Here is a 13168-nt window from a genome sequence, read left to right on the forward strand (position 1 = left end):
GAGTTCGGGAGGTCAGCCCTTGATCTCGGTCCAGGCGCGGGTCCACTCGCCGTAGTCCTTGCACTTGACGTCGGTGCGGCCGTCGAGGCACTGCGCGATCGGCGTCGTCCAGTACTGGATCTTCGAGGCGTACGCGGCGTCACCGGCGTGGAAGGTCTCGCAGTGCGCCTTGTTCTTGGTTTCTGCGCACGCCTTGGGGTTCGATGGCGATTCACCGAAGTACTCGGCCACCTGCGCGTTCGCCTTGGGGCTGACGATGTGGTTCAGCCACTTGTACGAGCACGTCTTGTGCGGCGACTTCGCGCCCACCATCCAGGTGTCCGACCAGCCGGTCGCGCCTTCGGACGGCAGCACCGATTCGACCGGCGCGCCCTCGCTCTTGGTCAGGTTCACCGTCACCTGCCAGGCGGTGCCGACGACGGCGTCTCCGCTCTTGAGCGCCTGGCTCTCCTTCAGGTAGTCCGACCAGTACTCCGCGACCATGGGGCGCTGCTGCTTGAGCAGGTCGACGGCGGCCTGGAACTGCTTGTCGTCCAAGGCGTACGGGTTCTTGATGCCGAGTTCGGGTTTGTGCGTCTGCAGGTACAGCGCGGCGTCGGCGATGTAGATCGGCGAGTCGTAAGCGGTGATCTTGCCCTTGTACGGGCTGTTCGCGTCGAACATGACCGACCAAGACGTCGGCGCCGGGTTCACCTTGTCGGTGCGCCAGGTGAGCAGGTTCGCGCCCCAGCCGTGCGGCACGCCGTAGGACACGTTGTTCACGCTGTTCCACGGGCGGTTCTTGAGGAAGTCGAAGACGTCGGCGTAGTTCGGCACGAGCGCGGTGTTCACCGGTTCGACGTCACCGGCCGCGATGAGCCGCAGCGAAGCGTCGCCGGAGGCGGAGATGACGTCGTACTGTCCGGTCTTCATCAGGCTCACGGCCTCGTCGGAGGTGCCGAACGCCTTGACGTTGACCTTGCAGCCGGTCTCCTTCTCGAAACCGGTGACCCAGTCGACGGCCGGGTCGTTGGAGCCGTTCTCCGCGTAGCCGGGCCAGGCCAGCACGTTGACCTGGCCTTCCGGCTGGCCGAGCTGCGCGAGCGCGTCGAGCTTCGGCGCGGTGAAGCCCTGCCCGCCGGGCGCGGCCGCGGTCGAACTGGATCCGGAGGTGCCGCAGGCGGCCACGAGCAGGCCGGCGCCGAGCAGGCCGGCGAGCGCGAGTTTCCTGTTCTTCATTGAACAACCTTTCGGTGCTGGGGAGGGCTAACCGGCTTCGGGGACGCGGAAGCTGTGTTCGTGCCGCCAGCTCAGGCGGACGCGGCCGCCATCGAAGTCCGCGGGCTCGGCGGTGTTCTGCCGGACCACGGAGAGCTGGCCGCCGGCGTCGAGGGTGACCTCGTAGCGCACGGTCGCGCCGGCGTAGACGGTGTTGGTGACGGTGCCGGTGGCGCTGGTTTCGCCGACCTCGGCGGATTTCGAGAGATCGGCGTCGATGCGGATCTTCTCCGGACGGATGCTGAACACACCGGGTTTGCCGATGATGTTCTCGGCTCCGCCGCCGCTGAGCAGGTTCGAGGTGCCGACGAAACCGGCGACGAACGCCGACGCGGGCCGCTCGTAGACCTCGACCGGTGAGCCGACCTGTTCGATCCGGCCGGCGTTGAACACGGCGATGCGGTCGCTCATCGTCAACGCCTCGTCCTGGTCGTGGGTGACGAAGATGAAGGTGATGCCGACGTCGCGCTGGATCTGTTTCAGCTCGGTCTGCATGGTGTGGCGCAGTTTCAGGTCGAGCGCGCCGAGTGGTTCGTCGAGCAGGAGCACCTTCGGCCGGTTCACCAGTGCCCTGGCGAGGGCGACGCGCTGACGCTGGCCGCCGGAGAGCTGGTCGGGTTTGCGCTCGCCGAACTCGCCGAGCCGGACGGTGTCGAGAGCTTCCTTCGCGCGTTGGCGTCGCTCCGCGCGGGGGACCCGCTTCACCCGGAGGCCGTACTCGACGTTCTGCTGCACGGTCATGTGCGGAAAGAGCGCGTAGTCCTGGAAGACCGTGTTGACGTCGCGGTCGAAGGGCGCGAGACGGCTGACGTCGCGGCCGTGCAGTTCGATCGTGCCCGCCGTCGGCAGCTCGAAGCCGGCGATCATGCGGAGCACGGTCGTCTTGCCGGAGCCGGACGGGCCGAGCATCGAGAAGAACTCGCCGGGCGGGATGTCGAGATCGACGCCGTCGACCGCGTGGACCTGGCCGAACTCCTTGCGCAACCCGCGCAGGCGGATGGCCGGAATGTCGCCTCCACCTGCGGAAGTGATAGCAAAGGTCCCTTGCTCCCCCGCGGCGGTCGCGGGCGCTTGATGCGGCATGGCCTGCCTTTCGGTGGTCGTCACAGCGCACTCATCACGTGCTTGACGCGGGTGTAGTCCTCGAGGCCGTAGAGCGAGAGGTCCTTGCCATAGCCGGACTTCTTGAAGCCGCCGTGCGGCATCTCGGCGACCAGCGGGATATGCGTGTTGATCCACACGCAGCCGAAGTCGAGCTTCGCCGCCAGCCGCATCGCCCGCTGGTGGTCGGTGGTCCACACGGACGACGCGAGCGCGTACTCGACGCCGTTGGCCGCGGCGAGCGCTTCGGCTTCGGTCTCGAAACGCTGCACGGTGATGATCGGGCCGAAGATCTCCGTCTGGCTGATCTCGTCGTCCTGCCGGACGCCGGAGATCACCGTCGGTTCGTAGAAGTAACCCTCGTCCCCCTGCCGCTTACCTCCACAGTGGACTATCGCGTGGTCAGGCAGCCGGTCGACGAACCCGGCGACCCGGTCGAGTTGCGCGGCGTTGTTGAGCGGGCCGTAGGTGACCGACGTGTCGTCGGGCTTGCCGGTGGTGGTCGCCTGCGCCTGCCGCGTGAGGGCGGCGACGAAGGTGTCGTGGACTTCGTCAGCGACGAGGACCCGCGTAGCCGCCGTACAGTCCTGGCCCGCGTTGAAGTACCCGGCGGCGGCGATGCCCTCTGCGGCCGCTTCGATGTCAGCGTCCGCGAAGACCACTACGGGCGCTTTACCGCCGAGCTCCAGGTGTACGCGCTTCACGTCCTTCGCGGCCGAAGCGGCGACCTCGATCCCGGCCCGCACGGACCCCGTGATGGACACCATCGCGGGGATCTCGTGCTCGACGAGCGCGCGCCCGGTGTCGCGGTCGCCACAGATCACGTTGAGCACGCCGGGCGGCAGGAATTCGGCGCAGATCTCGGCGAAGAGCAGGGTCGACGCGGGCGTCGTGTCGGCCGGTTTGAGCACCACGGTGTTCCCCGCGGCGAGGGCGGGCGCGATCTTCCAGACCGCCATGAGGAGCGGATAGTTCCACGGCGTAACCTGCGCGCACACGCCGATCGGTTCTCGGCGGACGAAAGAGGTATGCCCTTCCATGTACTCGCCCGCCGACCGTCCTTCGAGGACACGCGCGGCCCCCGCGAAGAACCGCAACTGGTCGACGATCGCCGGCAGCTCCTCGGCCGCGGTGAGCGCGATCGGCTTGCCGGTGTTCGCCGATTCGACGAGCACGATCTCTTCCGCGCGTGCTTCGACGGCGGCGGCGATCTTCAGCAGCGCGAGCTGGCGTTGCGCGGGCGTGGTGTCGCGCCAGGTTTCGAAGGCCGCGGCCGCGACCTTGAGCGCGCGGTCGACATCTTCCGGGCCGGCGACGGCGGCGGTGCGATACGGGCGGCCGGTGACGGGATCGACGACGTCGGCGACCTGGCCCGACGCGGATCCGCTGTACTCACCGCCGATGAAGTGCTTCAACTGCTGCACGAGAGCTCCTGGCTACTGGGCCTGGGGGCGTGAGGCGATAGCAAAGGTCCCTTGCTCCCTTTTGGGGCGGCGAGGGAGCTAAAACATATAAGTCCAGATGTTAAATGACAAGACGATGGGGCAAGATTGCTTCCATCGGGTAGCGGTACGGGCGAAGGGCCACCATGCGTAAGGGGATGTCGCACAGCGCGCGATCAGCGATGTTCGCTCCGCTCGACCAGATCGGCCGGGCGGAAGCGGTCACCGCGCGGCTGGTCGACGCCATCACTCTCGGGCTGCTGGCCGACTCGGAGCAGCTGCCGAGCGAAGCCGAGCTGGCCGCCCAGTTCGGCGTCTCCACCGTGACGGTCCGCGAAGCGCTCGTGGCCTTGCGACAGCAGGGCCTTGTCGAGACGCGACGCGGCCGAGGCGGCGGAAGCTTCGTGAAGACGCCTGCCAACCCTTCGGCCGCTTCGTGGCGAGAGCGCCTTCGCACGGTTTCGCTGTCCGAGCTTCGCGACGTCGGCGATCACTACCTCGCCATCGCGGGCGCCGCCGCCAAACTCGCCGCCGAGCGGAGTTCGCCCGAAGACATCGAGCGGCTCGAACTGGCGACGGAGGACATCCGCACGGCCACCGGCGCGGAAGCGTCGCGCGCCGAGCGCCAGTTCCATCTCGAAGTCGCCGCGGCCGCCCAATCGCCGCGGCTGACCAGGGAAGAAGTGCAGTTGCAGAGCGAACGAGGCGGATTGCTGTGGTTGCCGCTCGAGCCGCACGGCACCCGCGAGAACGCCTACGCCGAACACCGCGCGATCGCCGCCGCCATCGCGCAGGGGGACGGCGAGCTGGCCAGGAAGCTCACCGAGGAGCACATCCTCGAAGCGATAGACCGGCTGGCGGACGTGCATTTAGACCTTCTGGCCCCTTAAGCTGCGGCATCCGCGCATCCGAGGTGAGCATCGTGAACGACACACCGTCCGCCGGTTCCGAGGTCGTGGAACAGGTATCCACCCTGGTCGAGGACGTCTTCGGCCGGCTGAAGCCGCTACTGGCCGGCGCCGAGGGGCTCCTGGCCGCCTCCACCGATGCCACCGCCGAAGACCTGACCCGCCTCCGGCCGCAGGTCTTCGACGTCCTCGGCGGCCTGGTCGTCGGCGCCGGGTTCATCAGCGCGCCGAACGCGCTGGCCGATCAGGAATTCGCCTTCGAATGGTGGACCGAGACCGGGGACGACGAGCCGGCGCAACTGGTCATCAGCCTCGATCCGGGCAGCGAGAACTTCCTGGACTACACCCGGCAATCGTGGTTCACCGTCCCGCGTGACACCGGCCGCCGCCATATCAACGGCCCGTACGTCGACTACCTCTGCACCGACGAGTACACGCTGACCTTCACGGTTCCCGTCCGGCGTGACGGGACCTTCGCGGGGGTCGTCGGCGCGGACATCTACGTGCGCGAGGTCGAGCGCCTGCTGCAACTGAAGCTGCGGGCGCTCGGTGGCCGCGCGGCGCTGGTCAACGCCCAAGGCCGGGTCATCGTCTCGAACAACGCGCGCCAGGCGACCGGATCGCTGGTCCGCGACATCGACGTCCCGGCCTGGTGGTCCGCCGGCGCGGAGCCGGTCACGACGGAGACCGGCACTCAGCTGCGGCGCTGTGGCGACTCGCCGATCGCGTTGGTCAGGTCCGAGCGCTGACCTGCAGCGCGAGCCAGAATTCGGCGCGCACCCCTGGCGAATCGAGATCGCGGCCGGTCAGCTCGGCGACCTTGCGCATGCGGTTGCGCAAGGTGTGCCGGTGGACGCCGAGCCGCGCGGACGCCAGATCCCAGTGACCGTGGTGTTCGAGCCAGCAGGTCAGCGAAGCGACGAGCTCACCACGGCCGGTCTCGTCATGGTGCCGCAGCGGCGCCAGCAGACTGTCCGAAAACGCTTGCGCCGCTTGGGAATCGACCATCTCCAGGAAGCCGCGCCCGGCGTGTTCGGCGAACCGGACCAATGGCGAACGCTCGGTCTTCGCCGCTTCCGCCGCCTGTTTCGCCTGCCGAAGCCCGGCCGGGAAGTCCACTGTGGACACCGGATCGGACAACCCGGCGTGCAGCCCACCGATCCGGGAAGCCTGCCGGACGATCGCCTCCACATCGCCGAGCGCGATCACCAACGCACCGGACTCACCGAAGAACACCTTGTCTCCGGCCACTTCAGCGTCGAGCGCGTCGGCGAGCGAGCGGCGCGCGCTCGCGGGGCCTGCGACGGCCAGCACGGACCACGGCGCTTCCGGGGCACCGCCCCAGAGCGACTTCATCGTGCGCGTGGCGAGTTCGGCTTGCCCCGCGGCGAGCAGGTCGCACAGCCCTGACCGCAGCCGCCGCACGGCGTCCACGTGCTCACGGTTCTGTTCCAGCGCAAGGGAAAGCAACGACACCGCGGTATTGACGATGTGCTGCCCCGCGGCATCGAGCGGCTCCCGGGTGCCGACGGCGAGCACGCCCCGGGCACGGGTGTCGAGCGTCTGCAGGACGACCTCGTACTCCCCCGCCACCGTCACCAGCGTTCCCGCGCGCAGCCGCGCGAAGTCGTCCTGGAGTTCATCGGCAAAGGGTCGCGCCGAGGGCGAAGCTTCGGCGACCGCGCCCGAGGAGTCGAGTAGGAGTACCCAGCCGTCGACCAGCTTCGCCAGTTTGCGTACCACCCCGCCTGGGCCGCCCTTGCCGACGGCGGTCCTGGTCAGTTCCTGCTGCCCCTTGCCGGTGCGCACGAGCGAGGCGTACTCGTCGGCGGCGACCGCACGGGAGACCGCCCTCGTGATCGCGATGAACGGCGTCTTCCTCGGCACTTCGAGCACCGGCAGCCCGACCTCGTCCGCGGTGTCCACAAGCGACTGGGGAATGTTCTCGTGGCTGAGCCCGACCCCGAAACCGAGACCCGCCACGCCGGCGTCGACGAGCCGCCGGATGTATCCGGGCGAGGTGGTCTCGTCGAGGGCGAGGCCGGTGGTCAGCAGCAGTTCGCCGCCTTCGAGGAAGGCCTGCGGATCGGTCAGTTCGGTGGGGTGGACCCAGCCGATCGCGCGGTCGAGCCCCGCCTCGGCCGCGCGCACCCGCAGGCCGAGCGGGCGTTCGGCCACGAGGGCGGCGAGGGTGAGTGCCATGTTGTCCAACTCTACGCCTCGATATCGACAAGATGTCGAGCTGACGCACGCCGGACGGGCTCCCATTCTGGAGGGCGACCCCGTCCCTCGCGTCCGCAGGAGTCTGGCCGTGACCGTCACCACCGAAACCCAGCGCAGGCTGCGCACCGAGATCCCCGGCCCCGCCTCGCGCGCCCTGCAGGAGCGGCGCGCCGCCGTCGTCGCCGCGGGCGTGAGTTCGGTGCTGCCGGTCTACGTCACCTCGGCCGAAGGCGGCCTGCTCACCGACGCCGACGGCAACGTCCTGATCGACTTCGGTTCCGGAATCGCGGTGACCAACGTCGGCCACGCCGCCCCCGCCGTCGTGGACCGCGTCCGCGAGCAGGCCGGCCGGTTCACGCACACGTGTTTCATGGTCACGCCGTACGAGGGATACGTCGAGGTGTGCGAAGCACTCGACAAGCTGACGCCGGGCACCCACGAGAAGCGTTCGGTGCTGTTCAACTCCGGCGCCGAAGCCGTCGAGAACGCCGTGAAGATCGCCCGGGCCGCGACCGGCCGCCAGGCGGTCGTCGTGTTCGACCACGCCTACCACGGCCGCACCAACCTGACGATGGCGCTGACCGCGAAGTCCATCCCCTACAAGCACGGTTTCGGCCCGTTCGCGCCCGAGGTCTACCGCGTACCCGGCTCGTACCCGTACCGCGACGGGCTGTCCGGCCCCGAGGCGGCGCGCATCGCCATCGACCGCATCGAGAAGCAGATCGGCGGCGACCAGGTCGCGGCCGTCGTGCTGGAGCCGGTGCAGGGTGAGGGCGGCTTCATCGAACCCGCTCCCGGTTTCCTGCCCGCGCTTTCGGCCTGGTGCACCGAAAACGGTGTCGTGTTCGTCGCCGACGAGGTGCAGACCGGCTTCTGCCGCACCGGCGAGTGGTTCGCGTCCACGTACGAAGACGTCGTCCCCGACCTGATCGCCACCGCCAAGGGCATCGCGGGCGGCCTGCCGCTCGCCGCCGTCACCGGCCGCGCGGAGCTGCTCGACGCCGTCCCGCCGGGCGGGCTCGGCGGGACCTACGGCGGTAACCCGATCGCGTGCGCCGCGGCGCTCGGCTCGATCGAGGTCATGCGCCAGGAGAACCTCGCGGCGTCGGCGAAGCGCATCGAGAACGCGGTGCTGCCGCGGCTGCGGGCGCTGGCCGAGGAAACCGGCGTGATCGGCGACGTCCGTGGCCGCGGCGCGATGCTGGCCGCGGAGTTCGTGAAGCCGGGCACCACCGAACCCGACGCCGACCTGACCAAGCGGGTCGCGCAGGCCTGCCACCAGGCCGGAGTCGTCGTCCTCACCTGCGGCACCTACGGCAACGTCGTCCGCCTGCTGCCGCCGCTGTCCCTGTCCACCGAACTGCTCGAAGAGGGCCTGTCGGTCCTGGAGCACGCTGTCCGCACGGAGGCTTCCAAGTGACCACATTCCCTTACTGGGTAGCCGGAAAGCCGGTCACCAGCGACGAGACCGTCGTCGTCCGTCACTCCTTCGACGGAAGCGAGGCGGGCTCACACCACGTTCCGTCCACTTCGGACATCGAGACCGCGGTCCAGGCCGCGCACGATGTCCAGGACGAGTTCGCGACGCTGCCCGCGCACGTCCGGGCGGGCGCATTGGACCACGTGTCCCGAGTTTTGGGTGAGCGGTCCGAAGAGCTCGCGCAGCTGATCACCGCCGAATCAGGCAAGCCGCTGAAGTGGGCGCGCGGCGAGGTCGGGCGCGCGGCGTCGACGTTCCGCTGGGCCGCCGAGGAGGCCCGCCGGTTCTCCGGTGACCTGCAGCGTCTCGACACCGACCCGGGCGGCACCGGGCGGCTCGCGCTGGTCCGCCGGGTGCCGAAGGGCCCGGTGCTGGGCATCACGCCGTTCAACTTCCCGCTGAACCTGGTGGCGCACAAGGTGGCGCCGGCGATCGCGGTCGGCGCGCCGATCGTGCTCAAGCCCGCGCCCGCGACACCGCTGACCGCGTTGCTGCTCGGCGAGATCCTCGCCGAGACCGATCTGCCCGCCGGAAGCTGGTCGATTCTCCCGGTGAGCAACGAGGAATCGGCTCGGCTGGTGACCGATCCGCGCCTGCCGGTCGTGTCGTTCACCGGCTCCGTGCCGGTGGGCTGGGGTATTCGGGACAGCGTGCCGCGCAAGCACGTCGCGCTCGAACTCGGCGGCAACGCGGCGGTGCTCGTCTGTCCTGATTGGACGGATCTGGACTTCGCGGCGCAGCGGATCGCGACGTTCGCGATGTACCAGGCCGGCCAGTCGTGCATCTCGGTGCAGCGCGTGTACGCGCACGCCGACGTCTACGACGAGCTTCGGGCGAAGGTGCTGGAGCAGGTGCGCGCGCTCGGGACCGGCAATCCGCGGACTGACGGCGTCGACGTCGGCCCGCTGATCAACACCGACGCCGCTTCCCGGGTGGAATCGTGGATCACGGCGGCGGTCGAGGCGGGCGGCGAGCTGCTGACCGGCGGAAAGCGCGACGGCGCGACCGTCGAGCCGACGGTGCTCGCGAACGTGCCGGAGGACGCGTCGGTGATGGCCGACGAGGTCTTCGGGCCGGTCGTGTCGATCACGCGGGTGGAGTCGGTGGAGGACGGCGTGCGCCGGATCAACGACTCGCGCTTCGGTCTTCAGGCGGGAGTGTTCACGCGCGACCTGCCGACGGCGTTCGACGTGTCCGCGAAACTGCGCGTCGGCGGCGTGCTCGTCGGCGACGTTCCGAGCTTCCGCGCCGACCAGATGCCCTACGGCGGCGTGAAGGACTCCGGTGTCGGCCGCGAAGGCCCCGCGTCGGCGATGGCGGACTTCACCGAGGAACGGGTCACCGTCCTGACCGGTCTCACCCTCTGACGACCCGCGTTTAGTCCTCTGGATGCGCTCTGCCGCATTCAGAGGACTAAACGCGTGAGATGGGAGTGGGCTTCGACGAGCGAAGGGCCGTACCAGGTCAGGTAGCGCCCGGAAACCAGGACGTGCTTCGCGCCGGGGAACGCTTCGGGGCCGTCGTCCGCGGTGAACTCGTAGGGCTCGTCGGGCAGCACGAGCAGGTTCGCGTCTCCGGCCGCGAAGCGCGCTTGGAGCTCGTCTAGTTTTGGGCGCGGGTAGCGCTCTTCGTGCTCCGCGTAGACGTTGCCGATCCCGACGCGATGCAGGACGTCGCCGCCGAAGGTGTCCCTGCCGAGCACGATCCACGGCTTCCGCCAGACCGGCACGACCGCGCGGAACCGCTCCGGCAGCGTCTCCCGCCAGACCTCTTCGGCCTCGACCAGCCAATCCGGTTCGGTGAGGTCGTAGGCCTGCGTCAGGATCCGCCGGATCGAGGCGAGCGCGCCGGGCACGGTCGCCGACGCCTCCATCACCCAGACCGGGACCCCGTTGGCGCGTAAGCGTTCCACGTCCTCCGGCCGGTTCTCTTCGGAGTTGGCCAACACCAGATCCGGCTCGAGTTCCAGCACCTTGTCCACGTCCGGGTACTTCGAACCGCCCACCCTCGGGACGTCCAGATCCACCGGATGGGTGCAGTAGTCCGTGGCGCCCGCGAGCCTTCCCGGCGCGCTCACCTCGACGGCTTCGGTCAGCGACGGCACGAGGGACACCACCCGCGACGCCGGTTCACGCAGCGGGACGACTTCGCCGAGATCGTCGATCATGCGCGCTCGAAGGACAGTTTCCGCTTGTCGACGTCCACCGCCGTGAGCCGGACGCGGATCCGCTCGCCTTCCGGCGGTTTCTCGCCCGCGCATTTACCCATCACCGGCGGATTCTCGATCAGGATCTCCGATTTGGCGTCGTCGGCCCGCAGCACGATCGCGTCGAACTCCTCACCGATGTGCTCGGCCATCACCCAGGCCTCGACCTGGTCGATGCAGGCACGCTCGACCTTCGCCGCCAGCGTGTCGGACGCGGTCATCTGCTCCGGCACCTCCGCGAGCGCCGCGCGGACCCACTCGGGCACTTCGCGGCCCGCGCTCACGGCGAGACAGATCTCGGTGGCGAACCGGTCGACCAGCCGCCGGATCGGCGCGGTGACGTGGGCGTACGCGCCGCCGATCCCGGCGTGGGTGGTCAACGCGGGCAGTTCGCCGTCGAACGCGGTGTACCCGGCGCCGCGCAGAAGCCTGGTGGTGTCGGCGAAAAGCGCCATGGACGCGGGCTGGCCGGGGTCGAGCGCGGCCAGGAATTCCGACACGCTCTTGCCCTCGGGCCAGTCGATGTTCAGCGCCTGCGCGGACCGGCGCAGCCATTCGACCGCCTCGGCGTCGGGCTGCGGCAGCGTGCGCAGGACGCCGATCTTCGCGTCGATCATGATCTTGGCCGCGGCCATGCCGGTGAGCAGCGAGATCTCGGCGTTCCACGCGTCGACGTCGTTGCGCGGCCGCTGGATCAGCGCCCAGCCGCCGTCGGGATCGCCGCTGATCTCCTGCTCCGGCAGCTGCAGCTCCACCGCTCCACGCCGGATCGCGAGTTCGCGGCGCAGACGGCCCAGCTCCGGCAACGCGGCGACCGAGGGATGCGGGTCGCCCGCGTCGATCGCCGCCTGGACGGTCTCGTAGTCGAACTGTTCGGTGGAACGGACCAGCGCGCGGCGGACGTTGGTCGCCGTCGGCTCGCCGCTCGCGTCGACGTCGATGGTCCACAGCACGGCGGGCCGGGTTTCCCCCGGCAGCAGGCTCGCCGCGCCCTCGGACAACACCGGCGGATGAAGCGGAACGTTCCCGTCGGGCAGGTAGAGCGTTTGCCCGCGGCGGCGCGCCTCCTTGTCGAGCGCGCCACCCGGCGGGATGAACGCGGCCAGGTCGGCGATCGCGTAGTGGACCCGGAACCCGCCGCCCTCGGCGCGTTCGACCAGCACCGCCTGGTCGAGATCCTTGGCGCCGGGCGGATCGATGGTCACGAAGGGCAGACCGGTGGCGTCCTCGCGCTCCCCCGCCGACTCGAGGGGATCGACGACCGCCGCCTCCGCCTCGGCGAGCACGTCGGGCCCGAACGACTCCGGCAGCGAGAACTCGGCCCGGAGGTGACCGAAGTCCCCTCCCGCCGCGTGTGTCCTGATCACGAGTGGAGGCACCACCCAACCCTATCCCGATCCGGCGCCGTTGATCGCCCGTTCGGGTGCGGGCCGGTCGGGTGTACGTTACGGACCGAAATGAAAACCGATACCCTTTTCAAAACGACAGGAAGGGCCGTGGCGTGAAGATCGCGTTCGTCGGGAAGGGCGGCAGCGGGAAGACCACGCTGGCGTCGCTGTTCACCGCGTACCTGGCCGGCGACGGGAAACCGGTTCTGGCGATCGACGCGGACATCAACCAGCACCTCGCCGTCGCGCTCGGCGCGAGCGAGGAAGAGGCCATCGCGTGGCCGACGCTGGGCGACAACATGGGCCTGATCAAGGAATACCTGCGCGGCGACAACCCGCGGATCGCGGACGCCGCCTCGATGATCAAGACGACGCCGCCGGGGCGCGGGTCGCGGCTGGTCCGGCCGTTCGAGGACAACCCGATCTTCCAGGGCTGCTTCCGCGAGTTCGGCGGTGTGCGGCTCGGCGTCACCGGCCAGTTCGACGAGGACGATCTGGGCGTCGCCTGCTACCACTCGAAGGTCGGAGCGGCGGAGCTGCTGCTGAACCACATGATCGACGACGCGGGCGAATACGTGGTCATGGACATGACCGCCGGGGCCGACGCGTTCGCGTCCGGGCTGTTCACGCGATTCGACGTGACGTTCCTGGTGTGCGAGCCGACCGTGCGCAGCGTCGGCGTGTACCGCCAGTACGCCGACTACGCGCGCGACTTCGGCGTGCGGCTGGTCGTCGTGGGCAACAAGGTCACCGAAGACGAGGACATCGAGTTCCTGCGCGAAGAGGTCGGCGACGCCCTCTTGGGCTGGATGGAGAACTCGCGGCACGTCCGCGCCGCCGAACGCGGCCGCGCGCGCCCGATCGCCGAACTCGAGGCGCACAACCTCGCGACGCTGGGCTCGATGCTCGCGACCGTCGACGGCGAGCGGCGCGACTGGGCGCGCTACCAGCGGCAGGGCGTCGAATTCCACCTCCGCAACGCGCGGGCGTGGGGCAGCGGGCGGGCCGGGGAAGACCTCACCGCGCAGGTGGACCCGGAGTTCGTGCTCGGGCCGGCGCTGGCGCGGCAGGACGCCTGAGCTTCGACGGCTCCGGTGGTCGTGATCGGCGTGTCCTGAAGGGCACTTTAGGGACGTTGATCGTCTCGAAGGTGCCCTTCAGGT

General features: G+C 69.5%; 11 protein-coding genes. 5 read left to right on the plus strand and 6 right to left on the minus strand.

Annotation, left to right across the window (positions count from 1 at the left end; translation table 11 throughout):
• Nucleotides 1-12: 12 nt before the first annotated feature.
• Genes H4W30_RS35045 through H4W30_RS35055 form a run of 3 tightly spaced genes read right to left on the minus strand, consistent with a single transcriptional unit; the run spans nt 13 to nt 3782 of the window.
• Nucleotides 13-1218, minus strand: a complete 1206-nt coding sequence (locus tag H4W30_RS35045; RefSeq protein ID WP_192746474.1) for an ABC transporter substrate-binding protein — start codon at nt 1216-1218, stop codon at nt 13-15.
• 27 nt (nt 1219-1245) lie between these two features.
• Nucleotides 1246-2340, minus strand: coding sequence for an ABC transporter ATP-binding protein (locus H4W30_RS35050; protein ID WP_225950655.1), 1095 nt, complete (start codon nt 2338-2340; stop codon nt 1246-1248).
• 20 nt (nt 2341-2360) lie between these two features.
• Complete coding sequence (locus tag H4W30_RS35055; protein WP_192746476.1) at nt 2361-3782, minus strand: gamma-aminobutyraldehyde dehydrogenase; 1422 nt, start codon at nt 3780-3782, stop codon at nt 2361-2363.
• A gap of 164 nt (nt 3783-3946) precedes the next feature.
• Between H4W30_RS35055 and H4W30_RS35060 the strand changes: the two genes are divergently transcribed.
• Nucleotides 3947-4690, plus strand: coding sequence for a FadR/GntR family transcriptional regulator (locus tag H4W30_RS35060; protein WP_034313079.1), 744 nt, complete (start codon nt 3947-3949; stop codon nt 4688-4690).
• A gap of 32 nt (nt 4691-4722) precedes the next feature.
• A complete protein-coding gene (locus H4W30_RS35065) occupies nt 4723-5457 on the plus strand; it encodes a cache domain-containing protein (protein WP_192746477.1) in 735 nt (244 codons plus the stop codon).
• On the opposite strand, the gene H4W30_RS35070 is transcribed toward H4W30_RS35065, so the two are convergent.
• Nucleotides 5441-6910, minus strand: coding sequence for a PucR family transcriptional regulator (locus H4W30_RS35070; protein WP_192746478.1), 1470 nt, complete (start codon nt 6908-6910; stop codon nt 5441-5443). The two genes, H4W30_RS35065 and H4W30_RS35070, sit on opposite strands and share 17 nt — an antisense overlap.
• Nucleotides 6911-7019: 109 nt before the next feature.
• On the opposite strand from H4W30_RS35070, the gene gabT reads away from it, so the two are divergent.
• Both gabT and H4W30_RS35080 read left to right on the plus strand, forming a co-directional pair.
• The gene (gene gabT, locus H4W30_RS35075; protein WP_192746479.1) at nt 7020-8351 is read left to right on the plus strand and encodes a 4-aminobutyrate--2-oxoglutarate transaminase; all 1332 of its coding nucleotides are present in this window, start codon (nt 7020-7022) and stop codon (nt 8349-8351) included.
• Nucleotides 8348-9778, plus strand: a complete 1431-nt coding sequence (locus H4W30_RS35080) for an aldehyde dehydrogenase family protein (protein WP_192746480.1) — start codon at nt 8348-8350, stop codon at nt 9776-9778. Before gabT ends, H4W30_RS35080 begins: the two co-directional genes overlap by 4 nt.
• A 38-nt stretch (nt 9779-9816) precedes the next feature.
• On the opposite strand, the gene H4W30_RS35085 is transcribed toward H4W30_RS35080, so the two are convergent.
• Together H4W30_RS35085 and H4W30_RS35090 are read right to left on the minus strand one after the other, a co-directional pair.
• Entirely contained in the window at nt 9817-10578 is a 762-nt protein-coding gene (locus tag H4W30_RS35085) for a helical backbone metal receptor (protein ID WP_192746481.1), read from the minus strand.
• On the minus strand, nt 10575-11984 hold the full coding sequence (locus tag H4W30_RS35090; protein WP_192746916.1) for an RNB domain-containing ribonuclease: 1410 nt from the start codon (nt 11982-11984) through the stop codon (nt 10575-10577). Before H4W30_RS35090 ends, H4W30_RS35085 begins: the two co-directional genes overlap by 4 nt.
• A 134-nt stretch (nt 11985-12118) precedes the next feature.
• Here H4W30_RS35090 and H4W30_RS35095 point away from each other — a divergent pair, with 134 nt between their 5' ends.
• Nucleotides 12119-13084, plus strand: coding sequence for an ATP-binding protein (locus H4W30_RS35095; RefSeq protein ID WP_192746482.1), 966 nt, complete (start codon nt 12119-12121; stop codon nt 13082-13084).
• The last annotated feature ends 84 nt before the right edge of the window (nt 13085-13168 follow it).

The sequence above is a fragment of the Amycolatopsis roodepoortensis genome, from assembly GCF_014873915.1.
In the GTDB taxonomy this organism is placed as follows: domain Bacteria; phylum Actinomycetota; class Actinomycetes; order Mycobacteriales; family Pseudonocardiaceae; genus Amycolatopsis; species Amycolatopsis roodepoortensis.

Coding starts and splice junctions, on each gene's coding strand:
- H4W30_RS35045 (WP_192746474.1), bottom strand. CDS start 1,218: ATGAAGAACAGGAAACTCGCGCTCGCCGGCCTGCTCGGCGCCGGCCTG.
- H4W30_RS35050 (WP_225950655.1), bottom strand. CDS start 2,340: ATGCCGCATCAAGCGCCCGCGACCGCCGCGGGGGAGCAAGGGACCTTT.
- H4W30_RS35060 (WP_034313079.1), top strand. CDS start 3,947: ATGCGTAAGGGGATGTCGCACAGCGCGCGATCAGCGATGTTCGCTCCG.
- H4W30_RS35070 (WP_192746478.1), bottom strand. CDS start 6,910: ATGGCACTCACCCTCGCCGCCCTCGTGGCCGAACGCCCGCTCGGCCTG.
- H4W30_RS35085 (WP_192746481.1), bottom strand. CDS start 10,578: ATGATCGACGATCTCGGCGAAGTCGTCCCGCTGCGTGAACCGGCGTCG.